15 protein-coding genes are annotated in these 16,155 nt (G+C 69.0%); 10 read left to right on the top strand and 5 right to left on the bottom strand.

Annotated elements, in window-relative coordinates:
- The first annotated feature begins 12 nt into the window (after positions 1-12).
- From BLW44_RS06270 to BLW44_RS06245, 6 genes are all read left to right on the top strand, one after another.
- Positions 13-1,176, top strand: a complete 1,164-nt coding sequence (locus BLW44_RS06270; protein ID WP_060926865.1) for an MFS transporter — start codon at positions 13-15, stop codon at positions 1,174-1,176.
- Positions 1,173-2,087 (top strand): sugar kinase, encoded by a 915-nt coding sequence (locus tag BLW44_RS06265; protein ID WP_060926864.1) that lies wholly within the window; start codon positions 1,173-1,175, stop codon positions 2,085-2,087. The genes BLW44_RS06270 and BLW44_RS06265 overlap by 4 nt, the downstream gene beginning before the upstream one ends.
- A 76-nt stretch (positions 2,088-2,163) precedes the next feature.
- Positions 2,164-2,922, top strand: a complete 759-nt coding sequence (locus BLW44_RS06260) for an alpha/beta fold hydrolase (RefSeq protein ID WP_060926863.1) — start codon at positions 2,164-2,166, stop codon at positions 2,920-2,922.
- Positions 2,919-4,079 (top strand): acyl-CoA dehydrogenase family protein, encoded by a 1,161-nt coding sequence (locus BLW44_RS06255; protein WP_060926862.1) that lies wholly within the window; start codon positions 2,919-2,921, stop codon positions 4,077-4,079. Before BLW44_RS06260 ends, BLW44_RS06255 begins: the two co-directional genes overlap by 4 nt.
- An 87-nt stretch (positions 4,080-4,166) precedes the next feature.
- Entirely contained in the window at positions 4,167-4,634 is a 468-nt protein-coding gene (locus tag BLW44_RS06250; protein WP_060926861.1) for an Lrp/AsnC family transcriptional regulator, read from the top strand.
- The gene (locus BLW44_RS06245) at positions 4,631-6,025 is read left to right on the top strand and encodes an aspartate aminotransferase family protein (protein ID WP_060926860.1); all 1,395 of its coding nucleotides are present in this window, start codon (positions 4,631-4,633) and stop codon (positions 6,023-6,025) included. Before BLW44_RS06250 ends, BLW44_RS06245 begins: the two co-directional genes overlap by 4 nt.
- Positions 6,026-6,041: 16 nt before the next feature.
- Here BLW44_RS06245 and BLW44_RS06240 read toward each other — a convergent pair whose 3' ends face one another.
- The gene (locus BLW44_RS06240; protein ID WP_074731640.1) at positions 6,042-7,580 is read right to left on the bottom strand and encodes a PucR family transcriptional regulator; all 1,539 of its coding nucleotides are present in this window, start codon (positions 7,578-7,580) and stop codon (positions 6,042-6,044) included.
- A gap of 99 nt (positions 7,581-7,679) precedes the next feature.
- Between BLW44_RS06240 and BLW44_RS06235 the strand changes: the two genes are divergently transcribed.
- Both BLW44_RS06235 and BLW44_RS06230 read left to right on the top strand, forming a co-directional pair.
- Positions 7,680-9,164 (top strand): CoA-acylating methylmalonate-semialdehyde dehydrogenase, encoded by a 1,485-nt coding sequence (locus tag BLW44_RS06235; RefSeq protein WP_060926859.1) that lies wholly within the window; start codon positions 7,680-7,682, stop codon positions 9,162-9,164.
- 20 nt (positions 9,165-9,184) lie between these two features.
- Positions 9,185-10,573, top strand: a complete 1,389-nt coding sequence (locus BLW44_RS06230) for an aspartate aminotransferase family protein (protein WP_060926858.1) — start codon at positions 9,185-9,187, stop codon at positions 10,571-10,573.
- A gap of 750 nt (positions 10,574-11,323) precedes the next feature.
- Here the strand turns inward: BLW44_RS06230 and BLW44_RS06225 are convergent.
- The 3 genes from BLW44_RS06225 to BLW44_RS06215 are packed head-to-tail and all read right to left on the bottom strand — an operon-like array spanning position 11,324 to position 12,317.
- Entirely contained in the window at positions 11,324-11,596 is a 273-nt protein-coding gene (locus tag BLW44_RS06225) for a metal-sensitive transcriptional regulator (protein WP_060926857.1), read from the bottom strand.
- 29 nt (positions 11,597-11,625) lie between these two features.
- Positions 11,626-12,039 (bottom strand): type II toxin-antitoxin system VapC family toxin, encoded by a 414-nt coding sequence (locus BLW44_RS06220; RefSeq protein WP_060926856.1) that lies wholly within the window; start codon positions 12,037-12,039, stop codon positions 11,626-11,628.
- Positions 12,036-12,317, bottom strand: a complete 282-nt coding sequence (locus BLW44_RS06215; RefSeq protein WP_074732041.1) for a type II toxin-antitoxin system prevent-host-death family antitoxin — start codon at positions 12,315-12,317, stop codon at positions 12,036-12,038. The genes BLW44_RS06220 and BLW44_RS06215 overlap by 4 nt, the downstream gene beginning before the upstream one ends.
- Positions 12,318-12,443: 126 nt before the next feature.
- On the opposite strand from BLW44_RS06215, the gene BLW44_RS06210 reads away from it, so the two are divergent.
- Complete coding sequence (locus tag BLW44_RS06210; RefSeq protein WP_060926854.1) at positions 12,444-13,721, top strand: DUF445 domain-containing protein; 1,278 nt, start codon at positions 12,444-12,446, stop codon at positions 13,719-13,721.
- Positions 13,722-13,742: 21 nt separating this feature from the next.
- Here the strand turns inward: BLW44_RS06210 and BLW44_RS06205 are convergent, their stop codons facing one another.
- Positions 13,743-14,747 carry a LacI family DNA-binding transcriptional regulator gene (locus tag BLW44_RS06205; protein ID WP_060926853.1) on the bottom strand — a complete coding sequence of 335 codons (1,005 nt, stop codon included), beginning with the start codon at positions 14,745-14,747 and terminating at the stop codon, positions 13,743-13,745.
- 153 nt (positions 14,748-14,900) lie between these two features.
- On the opposite strand from BLW44_RS06205, the gene BLW44_RS06200 reads away from it, so the two are divergent.
- On the top strand, positions 14,901-16,151 hold the full coding sequence (locus tag BLW44_RS06200; protein ID WP_060926852.1) for a sugar ABC transporter substrate-binding protein: 1,251 nt from the start codon (positions 14,901-14,903) through the stop codon (positions 16,149-16,151).
- Positions 16,152-16,155 lie beyond the last annotated feature (4 nt).

Here is a 16,155-nt window from a genome sequence, read left to right as displayed (position 1 = left end):
GGAGTGGCGCGCATGATCGCTGCACAGCTGACCGCCCGCTTCCCCAACGGGATGACGTCGCTGGCGATCCTGCTGCACGTCGAGCAGCAGACAGGGTCCTACGGTTCCGCCGGTCTCGTGCTCGCTGCCACCAGCGTGGGCCAGGCCGTCGCCGGCCCGATCACCAGCCGGTGGATGGGCGCCTGGGGCATGCGTCGGGTCCTCACCCTGACCCTCAGCGTGTGCGTCGTCGCCGTGCTCGGCCTCGCCCTGCTGCCGTTGAGCGTCGCGGGCTACATGGCGCTCGGCATGATCGCCGGACTCTCCACCCCGCCGGTCCAGTCGGCCGTCCGCACCATCTACCCGAAGCTCGTGAACGCGAAGCAGCTCACACCCCTCTTCTCACTCGACGCCTCACTGCAGGAGATCATCTGGGTCCTGGCGCCGGTCGTGATCACCCTCGTGTCGACCCAGATCGGGACGTCGGAGGGCCTGCTGCTCGTCGCCGTCGTGCTCGTGGGCGGCGGCGCGTGGTTCATCCTCTCCCCCGAGGTCGGCCGCGTGCGCATCCCGCGCAGCCGCCACGCGTTCGGCACGGTCGTCCTCAAGCCTCCTGTGCTGCTCGCCACCGTCATCGGATTCCTGCTGATCGGCGCGTGCTCGGCCGTCGAGGTCGGAGTCGTCGCGACCTTCGAGCACGGAAGCCTCGCCGCAGGTCTCGTCCTCGCCGTGTTCTCGGTCGGCAGCCTCGCGGGCGGTCTGGCGTTCGGGCACATCCCGATCGGCCCGTGGGCCATGGCCCGCCGACTCGCCATCGTCACCGTCGGCCTCGCGCTCACCATGGTCTCCCTGAATGTGTTCTGGCTCGGCGGCACGCTCGTCCTCGCCGGCATCGGCATCGCCCCCGCGCTCGCCGTGCTGTTCGCGATCACGACGGCGAGCGTCAAGTTCAGCCAGACCGCCGAGGCGTTCGGGTGGGCGGGCACCGGTCAGCTCATCGGCGCCGCAGCCGGATCCGCCGTCGCCGGATTCCTGGTCGACGCCACAGACCCGCGCGGCGCTTACCTCGCAGCGACGCTGTTCGCCGCCGCGGGGCTGGTCGTCTCCATCGTCTTCGTCCGCGCGTTCCCCGACCTGCGTCATCGCGACGCGAGCCCGCATCCCGACACCGAACCCCTGGCGGTCACCCCTTCATGAGCTCCGCGTCCTCTCCCCTGCCCCGCACGCCCGAGGTCGTCTGCGTCGGCGAGTCCATGGGACTCCTCACCGCGCTCGGCGCACCGCTGGCCGAGACCGAGACGGCGGCGCTCGGGATCGCCGGCGCCGAGGGCAACGTCGCGGTCGGCCTCGTCGCGGCTGGTCACCCTGCCGCGTGGGCCTCGCGTCTGGGCGACGATCCGATCGGCACGCGCATCGCGACGGAGCTGGGACGCCGCGGGGTGCAGCTGTGGGCCACGACCGATGCGGATGCTCCCACCGGCGTCATGTTCAAGGACCCCGGCATCGAGTCGTCATCCGTCTACTACTACCGACGAGGGTCCGCCGCCTCGCTGATGGCCCCGGGCTTCCTCACCCCCGCGCAGCTCGGCGGGGTGAGGATCGTGCACACGACCGGCATCACGCCCGCGCTCTCCGCCTCGTGCCGCGACATGGTCGACGAGCTCTACGGCACAGCCCGCGCGGCCGGAGCACTGGTCTCGTTCGACGTGAACGACCGCCGTGCCCTGTGGTCCCGCGACGATGCCGCCGCCACCCTCACCCGCCTCGCCGACGCCGCCGACATCGCGTTCGTCGGTCGCGACGAGGCCGAGCGGATCTGGGGCACGGCGACGGCATCCGACATCCGCAGGCATCTGCCCCGCTGCGGCCTCCTGGTCGTGAAGGACGGGGATGTCGGTGCGACCGCGTTCCGCGGTGACGAGGAGCCTGTGTTCGTCCCGGCTCCCCGCGTCGAGGTCGTCGAGCCGGTCGGCGCAGGCGACGCCTTCGCTGCGGGGTTCCTCGCGGCATCCCTCGACGACGCGGACCTTGCGGAGCGGCTCTCCGCCGGGCACGCCGCCGCCGCACGGGTGCTCACCACGCACGGCGATCTGCCGCCGATCGCCTGAACCCACCTCGCCTCCACCAGCCCCGACCCAGCCGGCCGACCCGGCCTGATCCCGGCCCCGGTCGTAGGCTGAGAGCATGCCTGCACCGCTCACGCTGCCCCGCATCTCCTGGGGCGACCCGGCATCCGCCCGCCACGCCCTGCTCGTGCACGGACTCGGCTCCTCGGCCGCGCTGATGTGGCGACTGGGCACGGCACTCGCCGACGACGGCTGGAACGCCACCGCTGTGGACCTCCGCGGACACGGCGATGCGCCGCGGGCGCTCGACTACTCCGTCGCCGCCTACGGGGCGGACCTCGCGGCGACCTCCCCGGAGCACGGCGGCGCCTGGGATGCCGTGATCGGCCACTCGCTCGGTGGAGCCTCCAGCACCGCTGCCGCATCCGCCTCTCCGGGGTGGACCCGGCGACTCGTGCTCCTCGACCCCGCGATCCTTGTCGGAGGGCGGGATGCCGCGATCGTGCGCCGCAGCCAGGAGCGCGCGTTCGCCGACAACAGGATCGAGCTGGTGCAGCAGGAGCATCCGCACTGGCACCCGCAGGACTGCGAACTCAAGGTCGACGCCGTGCACCGCGCCAGCGCGTGGGCCGTCGAGCAGACCAGCGCCCAGAACACGCCGTGGGACGTCACCGCGGATGCCGCCCGACTGACGGTCGCGACCCACGTCATCGCCTCGGATCCCGAGGTGTACAGCATCTTCACCGGCGAGGTCGCGGCCTCCGTGCTCGCCTCGAACTCGCTCGTCACGATGTCGGTGATCGAGGGAGCCGGTCATTCGCTGCACCGCGACAAGCCGGACGAGACCATCCGACAGCTGAGAGAGGCACTCGCATGAGCACGTTCGACCCGACCGCGTACCTGCCGGACGACCTCCTCGAGCGCATCCGCGAGCGCGCGCCGATCCACGATCGCGAGAACACGTTCCCCGAGCAGGACCTCGACGAGCTCCGCACCGCCGGGTACCTGTCGATCCTGGTGCCCGTCGAGCGCGGCGGTGCAGGGCTCGGCCTCGCGGAGGCGGCGGTCCTGCAGCAGCGCCTCGCGACGGCCGCGCCCGCGACGGCTCTCGCCATCAACATGCACCTGGTGTGGACCGGCGTCGCCAAGGTCTTCTCCGATCGGGGCGTCCCCGGGCTCGAGTTCGTGCAGGACGGCGCCGCGGCGGGAGAGGTCTTCGCCTTCGGCATCAGCGAAGGGGGGAACGACCTCGTGCTGTTCGGCAGCGACACCGACGCCGTGCCCACCGACGACGGCGGCTACGCGTTCACGGGCACGAAGATCTTCACCTCGCTCGCGCCGGTGTGGACGAGGCTCGGACTCCACGGCCTCGACACGACGAGCGCCGACGCGCCGAAGCTCGTGTTCGCGTTCGTCGAGCGCACCGATGCGGTCGTCACCGGCGACGACTGGGACACGCTCGGGATGCGCGCGACGCAGAGCCGCACGACCCGGCTCGATGGGGCAAGGGCGGATGCTGCGCATGTGGTGCGCCGCATCGATCCCGGCCCGAACCCCGATCCGATCGTCTTCGGGATCTTCTCCGTCTTCGAGATCCTGCTCGCGTCCGTGTACACCGGCATCGCGCGCCGGGCGCTCGACCTCGCCGTGCTGACCGCGCAGCAGCGCCGCTCGAAGAAGACCGGCGTCGCCTACAGTCAGGATCCGGACATCCGCTGGCGCATCGCCGACATGGGACTGGCGTACGACGCGCTGCCGCCGCAGATCGCCGCGCTCGCCCGCGACGTCGACGAGAAGGTCGACAACGGCGCCCGGTGGTTCGCCCTCCTCTCGGGCGTCAAGCACCGCGCGATCACGATGTCGAAGCATGTCGTCGACCAGGCGATGCTCGTCGCCGGAGGCGGTTCGTACTTCTCCTCGAACGAGCTGTCCCGGCTGTACCGCGATGTGCTCGCAGGGGCGTTCCACCCTTCGGACCCTGAATCTGCACACGCCACGGCCGCGAGCTCATGGCTCGGACCGATCGAGTCCTGACCTCAGAATCTGCGGTTTCACCCTTGAACGGTCAGGGAATCTGCGGAATCGGTTGAAGAGAGTCCGTCACGGTGCGAAGATCGCATCATGATGTCCCCCAAGAAGCATCCCCCATTGGATGACGTCGCCAAGACGATCATCGAGCTGCTCCAGGAAGACGGACGACGCTCGTACTCCGACATCGGCCGCGAGGTCGGGCTCAGCGAGGCGGCCGTCCGCCAGCGGGTCCAGCGCCTCACCGAGTCCGGCGTCATGCAGATCGTCGCGGTCACCGACCCGATGCAGCTGGGCTTCCCCCGTCAGGCCATGATCGGCATCCGGGTCTCCGGCGACACCAGGGTGGTCGCCGAGGCGATCTCCGAGATCGCGGCGATCGACTACGTGGTGATCACGGTCGGCTCGTTCGACATCCTCGCCGAGGTGGTCTGCGAGGACGACGAGGACCTGCTCGCCCTGATCAACGACCGCATCCGACCGATCGACGGCGTCCTGTCGACCGAGACCTTCATCTACGCCAAGCTGCAGAAGCAGCTCTACAACTGGGGGACCAGATGAGTACGCACCGCACGACCCCGTCCGAGGCAGAACTGCAGGCGATGGCCAAGGACCACCTGTGGATGCATTTCACCCGGCAGTCCACGATGGAGAAGAACGGCGTGCCGATCATCGTCAAGGGCGACGGTCACCGCATCTGGGACTCGAAGGGCAAGGAGTACTTCGACGGCCTCGCGGGCCTCTTCGTCGTCAACGCCGGGCACGGCCGCCGGCGGCTCGCGGAGGCCGCGGCGAAGCAGGCATCCGAGCTGTCGTTCTTCCCGCTGTGGTCGTATGCGCACCCCGCGGCGATCGAGCTGGCCGACCGTCTGGCCGACGAGGCGCCCGGCGACCTCAACCGCGTGTTCTTCTCGACGGGCGGAGGCGAGGCGGTCGAGACCGCCTTCAAGCTCGCGAAGCACTACTGGAAGCTGATGGGCAAGCCCACCAAGCACAAGGTCATCTCCCGCTCGGTCGCCTATCACGGCACTCCGCAGGGCGCACTGGCGATCACCGGGATCCCGGCGATGAAGGCCATGTTCGAGCCCGTCACCCCTGGAGGTTTCCGGGTGCCGAACACCAACTTCTACCGCGCGGCCGAGATGGGCGGCCCGAGCGACGACCTCGAGGCCTTCGGACGCTGGGCGGCCGACCGCATCGAGGAGATGATCCTCTTCGAAGGTGCAGACACCGTCGCCGCCGTGTTCCTCGAGCCGGTCCAGAACTCCGGCGGATGCTTCCCGCCCCCTCCCGGATACTTCGCCAGGGTGCGCGAGATCTGCGATCGCCACGACGTGCTGCTCGTCTCGGACGAGGTCATCTGCGCGTTCGGCCGACTCGGCCACACCTTCGCGTGCACGGGCCTCGGCTACGTCCCCGACATGATCACCTGCGCCAAGGGCATGACGAGCGGCTACTCCCCCATCGGCGCCACCGTGATCAGCGACCGGATCTACGAGCCGTTCTCGAAGGGCGACATGTCTTTCCCGCACGGCTACACGTTCGGCGGTCACCCGGTGTCGGCGGCCGTGGCCCTCGAGAACCTCGCGATCTTCGATGAGGAGGGGCTCAACGAGCACGTCCGCGAGAACTCGCCGCTGTTCCGCGCCGAGCTCGAGAAGCTGCTCGATCTCCCGGTCGTGGGCGATGTGCGCGGTGACGGGTACTTCTTCGGCATCGAGCTCGTGAAGGACAAGGCGACGCGCGAGACGTTCGACGACGACGAGTCCGAGCGGCTGCTGCGCGGCTTCCTCTCCCCCGCCCTGTTCGAAGCCGGGCTGTACTGCCGCGCCGACGACCGCGGCGACCCCGTGATCCAGCTCGCTCCGCCGCTGACGGTGGGACCTGCCGAGTTCCGTCAGATCGAGCAGATCCTGCGCAGCGTCCTCACCGACGCGCAGTCGGTGCTCTGACGCCGCGCTCTGAGGCTCAGTCGGATGCCGCGGTGCGCCGCCTCGCGAGGAGCGCGAGGTGGAGCGCCGCGATCGTCTCACCGTCGTCGAGATCGGCACCGAGCAGGTCGCCGATCAGAGTGAGGCGCTGATAGAAGACCGACCGCGAGAGGTGACTCGCGGCGGCCGCCGCCGAGCGGTTGCCCGGGTGCGCGACGAGAGCTGCCAGCACGGCGAGCAGGTCACCGCGGCGCTCGCGGTCATGACGGATCAGCGGGGCCAGCATCCGCTCGCTGTGCTCGTGCAGCCGGTGATCGTCGCGCAGCGTGGCGACGAGGCGTTCGAGCGGGCGATCGTCGACGCGCCGCACTCTCGCCCCTGCCTCGGCGCGGTCGCTGTCTGCCAGGTCGCGCGCGGCGCGCAGCGAGCCGAGCAGTCCGACGACATCATCGGCGGCCGGGCCGACGAACACCGCGCGATCGGGGCCGGCGATGCGCAGTACGACCTCGTCGAACAGCACGGCCGATGCCGGCAGCGAGAGGAGAGCGACGTCGTCGCCCTCGACCTTGGCGGCCATGACCGCGAACCCCGCCTGCCGCGCGCGATACGCGAGCTCGCTGATCGACGCCGACCCGCGGGCGACGATCCCATGACACTGCCGGCCGTTCAGCGCGAACCCTCCGGCACGCAGCCGCGCGTCGATGTCGTCAGCCTTCGCGAAGCGCGCTCCCAGCAGATCATCGATGACCGTGCGCTGCGCGAGCAGCGACCATTCCGTGTCGCCGCCGTCGGCGATGCAGCCGAACGCGAGGGCCGTCGCCCCCTGTTCGAGCACCGTGACCCGTCCGGCGGGATGAGCGGGCCCCGGCAGAGCGAGCAGCGTGCCCCAGCGCACACCCCGCGCCTGGACGGGTACCTGCTCGGCGCCACCGCGTGACCTCAGGACGTCAGCGATGGGCGCATCGAGCCCCTCGGACGCGATCACCTCCCCCGCGAGGTTCTCGAGGATCACCGGTGCGCGCAGCGCCCGCGCGGTCTCGGACACCACGACATCGGCCGGCGCACCCTGCAGGCTCAGCGCGGTGAAGAGCTCGTGCAGATGCTGGCGCTCGTGCAGCGCGTGCGTCTGCGCGGCGATGAGGGCGTGATGCACCGCCTCGGTCACCGCGACGAACTTGACCTCTCGGGTCAGGGCGATGAGCGCGAGTCCGGCCGTCGCGCACAGGTCAACCAGCGGCTGGGGCACCGCCGGGCGCGCTGTACCGAGTTCGAACACGATGCCGGCGATGCCCGCGCGGTGCAGGCTGGTCGCGAAGTCCCGCAGCTGCTCGACGTCGCTCGGCCACCCGGCCCCCGTGGTCAGCAGCAGTTCGCCGCCGTCGAGAAGTCGCGCGACATCCGGGCTGTCGGAAACATGCACCCAGCGCACCGGGGCATCGAGGGCGGCGCCGCCGACGAGCACCGACGGGACGCCCTGCTGCACGGCGGGCTCGGCGAGCACACCGGAGACGGTGAGGAACGCGCTCCTCTCCGGACGCTCTGTCCGGCTCAGCTCGAAGTCGCTACGTTCTGACACCTGTCCGCCCTTCTGTGCTCTGTGATCATGGGAGAGAACCCAGCGTATCGCTGCTCGGTCAGAGTGTTCGATACGGATCGCACAGCACGAAGGAGCCCCGTGGACATCGTCCGTCACCTCATCAACGGAGCAGAGACCGCCGACGCGGCGCGCACGGGGCAGGTCTTCGACCCGGCCACCGGACAGGTGACGAAGCAGGTCGCCTTCGCGTCGACCGCCGAGGTCGACCAGGCGATCGCCGCCGCGGCATCCGCTCTGCCCGCATGGCGCGAGACGAGCCTCATCAAGCGCGCCGACGTGTTCTTCCGCCTACGCCAGCTGCTCAAGGAGCGCACGCCGGAGCTCGCGGCGATCGTCACCTCGGAGCACGGCAAGGTGCTCTCGGATGCGGCCGGTGAGGTCTCGCGCGGCATCGAGAACGTCGAGTTCGCCGCCGGACTCGTGCACCTGCTCAAGGGAGAACGCAGCGAACAGGTCTCCCGCGGCGTCGACGTGCACTCGGTCAAGCAGCCCGTCGGGGTCGTCGCGGCGATCACCCCGTTCAACTTCCCCGTCATGGTGCCGCTGTGGATGGTCGCCTCGGCGATCGCCTGCGGCAACACGGTCGTGCTCAAGCCGAGCGAGAAGGACCCGTCGGCGGCCGTCTGGATCGCGAAGCTCTTCCAGGAGGCAGGTCTGCCCGACGGTGTGCTCAACGTCGTGCACGGCGACAAGGAGGCCGTCGACGCCCTGCTCGAGTCGCCGCGCGTGAACGCGATCAGCTTCGTGGGCTCGACTCCCATCGCCCGCTCGATCTACCAGCGCTCGGCGAACGCGGGCAAGCGGGTGCAGGCTCTCGGCGGTGCGAAGAACCACATGGTCGTGATGCCGGATGCCGACATCGACGCCGCAGCCGACGCCGCGGTCTCGGCCGCCTACGGGTCCGCCGGCGAGCGCTGCATGGCCGTCTCGGTGCTCGTCGCGGTGGGCGACATCGCCGACGACCTCGTCGGGGCGATCGCGTCGCGCATCGAGGGGCTCTCGATCGGCGCCGGCACGGATGCCGCAAGCGAGATGGGTCCGCTCATCACCCGCGAGCACCGCGACCGCGTCGCCTCCTACGTCACCGGTGCCGCAGCGGAAGGCGCGACCGTCGTGGTCGACGGCACGACGAAGGAGTTCGACTCCGACGGCTTCTTCATCGGCGTCAGCCTCATCGACCGGGTGGCACCCGGCATGAACGTCTACGAGGACGAGATCTTCGGCCCGGTGCTGTCGGTCGTGCGCGTCGAGACCTACGCCGAGGCCGTCGAGCTCGTCAACGCGAACACGTACGGCAACGGCACGGCGATCTTCACGCGCGACGGCGGCACCGCCCGTCAGTACGAGTTCGACATCGAGGTCGGCATGGTCGGCGTCAACGTGCCGATCCCCGTGCCGATCGGGGCCTACTCGTTCGGCGGCTGGAAGGACTCGCTCTTCGGAGACTCGCACATCTACGGTCCCGAGTCCGTGCACTTCTACACTCGGTCGAAGGTGGTCACCACGCGCTGGCCCGACCACACGCCCTCGCAGATCGACCTGGGCTTCCCGAGCAACCACTGAGCCAGAGAGCGACACACGACATGACGACCTTCACCGATCGCCACGGCGCATCGCAGCCGCTCCCCGCCCCCGAGGCCGAGGCGCAGGTGCGGGCGGACGACCGCGGCCACGTCTTCCATTCCTGGAGCGCCCAGGGACTCATCGACCCGCTGCCCGTCGCCGCGGGTGAGGGCTCGACGTTCTGGGACTACGCCGGCAACGCATACCTCGACTTCTCGAGCCAGCTCGTGAACCTCAACCTCGGGCACCAGCATCCCGACCTCGTCGCCGCGATCCAGCAGCAGGCCGGCCGCCTGTCCACCATCCAGCCGGCGATGGCCAACGACGTGCGGGGCGAGCTCGCCCGGCTCATCGTCGAGGTCGCGCCCGAGGGCTTCGAGAAGGTCTTCTTCACCAACGGCGGCGCCGAGGCCAACGAGTACGCGGTGCGCATGGCCCGGCAGTCGACGGGGCGCCACAAGGTGCTGTCGATGTACCGCAGCTATCACGGGTCGACCTCGACGGCGATCTCGCTGACGGGCGACCCTCGCCGGTGGGCCAACGGCTCGCCCGACTCGGGAGCGGTGCGCTTCTTCGGGCCGTATCTGTACCGGTCGCCCTTCCACGCCGAGACCCCGGAGCAGGAGTCCGAGCGGGCGCTCGCCCACCTCGAGCAGACCATCCAGCTCGAGGGGCCGGCGACCATCGCGGCCATCATCATCGAGACGGTCGTCGGCACGAACGGCGTGCTCGTGCCGCCGCCCGGGTACCTGCAGGGGGTTCGTGAGCTCTGCGACCGCTACGGCATCGTCTACATCGCCGACGAGGTCATGGTCGGCTTCGGCCGCCTCGGCGAGTGGTTCGGCATCGACGCGTACGACGGGCGCCCTGACCTGATCACCTTCGCGAAGGGCGTGAACTCCGGGTACGTGCCGCTCGGCGGCGTCGTGATCTCCGAGCGCATCGCAAAGGCCTTCGACACCACGCCGTTCGCGGGAGGGCTCACCTACTCCGGGCATCCGCTCGCGTGCGCCGCAGGCGTCGCGACCTTCGAGGTGTTCCGTCGCGACGGCATCCTCGAGCGCGTGCGCGACCTCGGCGAGCGCATCGTCGAGCCGACGCTGCGCCGCTGGGTCGACACCCACCCGAGTGTCGGCGAGGTGCGCGGACGCGGTCTCTTCTGGGCCGTCGAGCTGGTGCGCGACAAGGAGACGCGCGAACCGCTGGTGCCGTTCAACGCGAGCGGAGCGGATGCCGCGCCCGTCGCCGCCTTCGCGGCTGCCGCCAAGAAGGCCGGCGTCTGGCCCTTCACCCACTTCAACCGGATGCACGTCGCGCCGCCGCTCGTGATCAGTGAGGACGACCTGATTCGCGGCCTCGCCGTGCTGGATGAGGCCCTCGCCGTCGCAGACGAGCACGCCGCGGGCTGAGCCAGAAGCGCGACGAGGGCTCACCCGCGTGACGGGTCGTCTTCTGCGCGTGCCGGCGTCAAACTCGGCCGCACCCGCGCCAGATCGGCTCACAGAAGGGGCGTTGCCAATTCCGGCTGTAGATTCCGACTTGCCTGTTCTGTCCCTTCGTTCGAGGCATCGGAATCTGTTCAGATACCGATATCCACTCCGACGAGCGGTTGTGAAGTTGTTGTGAAGAGTGAGATTGTGTGGCTGTTGACACTGACGTCAGCCAGATCGGAGGGAATCGTGTGGGATTCAAAGGTGAAGCCGAAGACCCAAAGACAAGCGCGAGAGGCGCTCGCTCGCGCTCTAGTGTCAGCCTGTGCGGTCTTGGGGCTAGCTACGAGCTTGTTGGTCGCATCTGCTGCGCCAGCGCAGGCGGCTGGTTGCACGGCAGGCGTTCTTTGCGGCTGGGTCTACAACACCAACTCTTCGACCACGAGCATCCGGGTTGGCACGGACTGGAACGGAACGACCGTGACCGGGTCTACCGCATACGTCTCACGCGGAGCGTTCAGCGATCGATTCACTGACTACGACGCGTTCTACGTCCCAGCTGGGTACTGCGCTCGGGCTTACCGACCCGCTGGAAAAGGAGCGGTCCAACTCGGCACCACAAACCGTATCGGCATGACGGGAAAATGGGTCAAGGTCGACAATCTGGGCGCTTACGTCGTTCTGAAGAGCGGCGTCTGCGGCTGACCAACCGCAAGCCGCCCGGCTCCGCTACTTACGGTCGAAGTCGAATGCCTTGAGCAGTTCGGCGACCGCCTGGTCGCGCTCCTCGCCGCCTTCCTCGAACATGTGCGTCACGTGCGTACGCAGGTGGTTCTCGAGGAGGAGTCGGTTGAGAGACTCCAGGGAACGCTGGATCGCACGGGACTGCGTGATGATGTCCATGCAGTACTCCTCGCTCTCGATCATCCGCGCGACCCCGCGCATCTGACCCTCGAGGATGCTGGTGCGGTGCAGGGCACGCTTCTTGATGTCTTCGATCACGATTCGAGGGTACTCGGGTCCTGTGCCGATCAGCCCGAGAACGGGTTCAGGACGGAAAGTCCCGGAACGTCGAAATCCCTCTCGTTGCGGGTGACGAGAGTCAGCCCATGATGCAGCGCAGTGGCCGCGATGAGCGCGTCGCCGAGCGGACGCCGGTTCGGCACCTGGATTGCTGCGGCGATCTGCGCGATCGCGCCCGTCACATCGAGAGCCGGGTGCATCAATCCGCTCGTCACGGAGTCCAGCCATCGCTCCAGAGACGCGGCAGCGACGGCATCCCGTCTCCACGCCAGGAGGACGCCGCGCTCGAGTTCGAGCCCGGTGATCACGCTGATGCGCACAGCCTCCCGAGGCGTCGCGTCGAACCACCGCGTCACTCCGACGTCGGGCCGAGGCCGCCGCACCTCCGAGAGCACATTCGTGTCGACCAGGAAGGGTGTCACAGATCGGTCTCTCGTCCGAAGTCGCGCGACCTGTCGGCGGCGATCTCGTCCATGATCTGACCGAAGACGTCATCAGGATCTGCCCTTTCAGGGAGGGGACGGATGACATCCAGGAAGGAACGCGTGTCCTCCGTGGGGACGGCAGGCCGGAGGCGTTCATACGCTCCGATGCTCAGCAGTACGTAGGCGGGCTCGCCCCGACGGGTGATGAGGACCGGTTCCTCTTCCGCGAGCCTTTGAGCGCGTGCGACGGACTGGTTGAACTCCCGAGCGGTCATGGTGAACACGATGGACCTCGATTCCCGATGTAGTGAGAGTACTACACAGTGCCGGATGGTCAGGAGGACGCGGATCGGACACCGCTCGCCGACCTCAGCCGAGACTCTCCGTGAAAGGATGACGTCATGCCGCGAACCCCGATGGCGCTCCTGTCGCCCGCAGACCAGATACGACTGCGCGCTCTCCGCCGGATGAAGGCGGTGGCTCTCGGCGCACTGATCTTCATGGCCGTCGTCTTCGTGATCGCTTTCGCCTTCCAGGAGCGGCAGCCGTGGCTGGCGTACGTCCGCGCCGCCGCCGAGGGCGGCATGGTGGGTGCCCTCGCCGACTGGTTCGCCGTGACGGCGCTGTTCCGCCGTCCGCTGGGACTGCCGATCCCGCACACCGCGATCATCCCGAGTCGCAAGGACGAGATCGGTCGCACGCTGGGTGAGTTCGTCGAGACGAACTTCCTCGAAGCGGACGTCGTGCGCACCAAGCTCGCCAGCACCGCGATCGCGCAGCGCGCCGGCGACTGGCTTCGCGAGCCGCCACACGCCGAGCGCGTGGCGGCGGAAGGCGCGACGATCGCGACGGCGGTGCTCAACGCACTCAGCGATGACGACGTACGCGACCTCATCACCGACCTCGCGAGAGAGCACCTGGTCTCCCCCGAGTGGGGTCCCCCGGCGGGCGCCTGGCTCGAGAAGATCGTGGAGGCCGACGCACACCACGGAGCGGTCGACCTCGCCGCCGACAGCATCGGCCGCTGGCTGGAGGCGAACGCCGAGTCCTTCTCCGGACTCATCTCTCGCCGCCTCCCGGGCTGGGTTCCGAAGCTCGCCCATCGATTCGTGGACGACACCGCCTACAACGAGGCCGTGAAGTTCGTCCGCGCCGTGCAGGCCGATCCGAAGCATCCGGCCCGCATCGCCGTCGACGGCTACCTCGCCCGCCTCGCCGACAGCCTGCAGAACGATCCGGAGACCAGGGCGAAGCTCGAGAACGCGAAGTCCTCGCTGTTCGACAGCCCCCGCGTCGGCGCACTCGCCGCCGAGGCGTGGAACACGGCGAAGGCCGGACTGCTCACCGCGCTGGCCGATCCCGAGAGCGGTCTTCGCGTGCGTGCAGCCCAGGCCCTGCAGGAGATCGGCGAGCGGCTCACGACGGATGCCGCGCTCCAGCGTCGCGTGGACGGCTGGGTCTCCGACGCGGCGGTGTTCCTCGTCGACCGCTACCGTCACGACATCGCCTCGATCATCACCGACACGGTCGAACGCTGGGACCCCGTCGAGACCACCGAGAAGATCGAGCTCATGGTCGGCCGCGATCTGCAGTACATCCGCCTCAACGGCACGTTCGTGGGCGCGCTCGCGGGCCTCGCGATCTTCACGATCGCCCACGCGCTGATCCCCGGAGTCTGAACAGGCGCGTCAGCGCTTTCGTCAGCGCACGATCAGCTCGGGCGTGATGAGGGCGTGAGCGGACCCGGACTCCAATCGGCGCGGTGCCACGACGTCGCCGGTCGGCCCCATCAGCAGCTCGAGGACTGCGGTGGCGACGTCCTCCGGGCGCTGCTCGACGCTCGAGAAACCCAGCGCCTCGGCTGTCGGGGTGTTGTCGAATCCGATGACGGGCAGATCGAGGCGTGCATCTCCCAGAGCGAGGAGCGCCCCCACGGCAAGAGAGTCGCTCGCGCACACGAGAGCGTCCGTGACGAGGCCGTCGTCGAGCGCCGCCGCCATGCTGGCGCGCGCCTCGGGTACCGAATCCTCGGCGATCACCCGCCCGCCGCGTGCGCCCGCAGCCGAGATCGCCTCCCGCCACCCCCGCTCCCGGTCGTCTCCCGTGCCCGAACCGGGCGGCCAGCCGAAGAACGACACGTGGCCACCGAATCCGAGAGCGTGCGCGGTCGCCGCCCGTGTCCCCGACGCCCCGTCCACATCGACCCACAGGTGCAGCGGATCGGCGATATCGTCGTCGCCCCACGGCCTGCCGAACGAGATGAAGGGCAGCCCCTCTGCATCGAGGTGGCCGACTCGAGGATCGTCGCGGAAAGTGCCGGTGATGATCGCCGCATCGATCTCCGAGCCCTCCCACAGCTCCGACAGCCGCGCGAGCTCCTCCTCGGTCGTGCGGGCGGCGTACACCAGCATCCGCATCCCGCGCTCGCTGGCGTGCTCGGTGATCGCATGCACGAACCGGTCGAGCACGACGCCGGAGATCCCACCGACGTAGGGATCGAGGCGGATGCCGATCGTCGAGCTTCGGCGCAGGCGGAGGCGCCGAGCCGCGGCGTGACGGCGATACCCCAGTGCGTCGATCGCCTCCAGCACGCGCTGCTTCGTCGCGGGACGGACGATGTCGGGTGTGTTGAGAACGTTGGACACGGTCTGCCGTGAGACGCCGGCGTGGGCGGCGACGTCTTCGACCGTGGGCGCCTTCGCCATCAGTCCTCCTCGTCTCCCCGGCGCTCTTGACACATTCGCGCCTGCGCCCCTAGCCTATTCCACGCAGAGTTTGATCGTTCAAATTACCGCCGGATGCATCCCGGACACCCGTTCCGGCCGACGCCCGCAATGACTCATCAAAGGAGAGAGACCATGACACGGCACATCACACGCACCGTCCTCGGCACCGGAGCGGTGCTCCTCACCAGCACGCTCGTGCTCACGGGCTGCGGATCGGGATTCGCCGGCGATGAGGCGCCGACCGAGTCCTCGGAGCTCACTTCCTCGGATGACGACCTCACCGTCCTGATCGGCTCGTCCGGCGATGCCGAGACCGCGGCCGTGCAGGAGGCGCTCGACGCCTGGTCCGAGGAGTCGGGGACGAAGGTCTCGCTGCAGGTGGCCAGCGACCTCGCACAGGAGCTCTCCCAGGGATTCGCCGCCGGCGAGCCCGCCGACCTCTTCTACCTCTCGACCGACCAGATCGCGGGGTTCGCGTCGAACGGCTCGCTGCAGGCGTACGGCGACGAGCTGAGCAACAAGGACGACTTCTACCCCTCGCTCGTGGAGAACTTCACCATCGACGACACGTTCTACTGCGCGCCCAAGGACTTCTCGAGCCTGGCGCTCGTGATCAACTCTCAGATGTGGGCAGATGCCGGTCTCACCGACGCCGACCTCCCGCAGAGCTGGGACGACCTCGCGGCCGTGGCGAAGAAGCTGACCACCGCGGATCACGCGGGCCTCGCCTTCGGAGCCGAGTTCCAGCGGGTCGGCACATTCATGGCACAGGCCGGCGGCGGTCTCGTCGCGGACGGGAAGGCGATCGCCGACGAAGAGGCGAACGTCGAGGCCCTCGAGTACGTGAAGTCGCACCTCGCCGACGGGACGTTCGCCTACGCGAAGGACGTCGGAGCCGGATGGGGCGGCGAGGCGCTCGGCAAGGGCGCGGCCGCGATGGTGATCGAGGGCAACTGGATCACCGGAGCTCTCGCGAACGACTTCAGTTCGATCGACTACACGGTCGCCGAGCTGCCGGCCGGGCCCGCAGGTCAGGGCACGCTGCAGTTCACGAACTGCTGGGGCATGGCAGCCGACAGCCCCAACCAGCAGGCGGCCCTCGATCTCGTCGAGTACCTCACCAGCGCCGACAGCCAGCTCGCCTTCTCGAAGGCCTTCGGCCCGATGCCCTCGATCAAGTCGGCAGCCGACGCCTGGACCACCGACAATGCCGCGCTGGCTCCCTTCCTCGCCGGCGCCGACTACGCGCAGTTCCCGCCGAACCAGGACGGTGCCGCAGACGTGATCGCCGACTTCAACGCGCAGCTCGAATCGCTGAAGACCGCGGAGCCCGCCGACATCCTCGGCTCCGTCCAGTCGAACCTCGAAGCGATCGTCGAGTAGCCGT

This window comes from Microbacterium hydrocarbonoxydans, from assembly GCF_900105205.1.
GTDB lineage: Bacteria > Actinomycetota > Actinomycetes > Actinomycetales > Microbacteriaceae > Microbacterium > Microbacterium hydrocarbonoxydans.
The sequence above is the reverse complement of the archived record's forward strand: the minus strand, read 5'-3'. Positions and strand labels throughout refer to the sequence as shown.

Coding starts and splice junctions, on each gene's coding strand:
- BLW44_RS06270 (WP_060926865.1), top strand. CDS start 13: ATGATCGCTGCACAGCTGACCGCCCGCTTCCCCAACGGGATGACGTCG.
- BLW44_RS06265 (WP_060926864.1), top strand. CDS start 1,173: ATGAGCTCCGCGTCCTCTCCCCTGCCCCGCACGCCCGAGGTCGTCTGC.
- BLW44_RS06260 (WP_060926863.1), top strand. CDS start 2,164: ATGCCTGCACCGCTCACGCTGCCCCGCATCTCCTGGGGCGACCCGGCA.
- BLW44_RS06255 (WP_060926862.1), top strand. CDS start 2,919: ATGAGCACGTTCGACCCGACCGCGTACCTGCCGGACGACCTCCTCGAG.
- BLW44_RS06250 (WP_060926861.1), top strand. CDS start 4,167: ATGATGTCCCCCAAGAAGCATCCCCCATTGGATGACGTCGCCAAGACG.
- BLW44_RS06245 (WP_060926860.1), top strand. CDS start 4,631: ATGAGTACGCACCGCACGACCCCGTCCGAGGCAGAACTGCAGGCGATG.
- BLW44_RS06230 (WP_060926858.1), top strand. CDS start 9,185: ATGACGACCTTCACCGATCGCCACGGCGCATCGCAGCCGCTCCCCGCC.
- BLW44_RS06215 (WP_074732041.1), bottom strand. CDS start 12,317: ATGACCGCTCGGGAGTTCAACCAGTCCGTCGCACGCGCTCAAAGGCTC.
- BLW44_RS06210 (WP_060926854.1), top strand. CDS start 12,444: ATGCCGCGAACCCCGATGGCGCTCCTGTCGCCCGCAGACCAGATACGA.
- BLW44_RS06205 (WP_060926853.1), bottom strand. CDS start 14,747: ATGGCGAAGGCGCCCACGGTCGAAGACGTCGCCGCCCACGCCGGCGTC.
- BLW44_RS06200 (WP_060926852.1), top strand. CDS start 14,901: ATGACACGGCACATCACACGCACCGTCCTCGGCACCGGAGCGGTGCTC.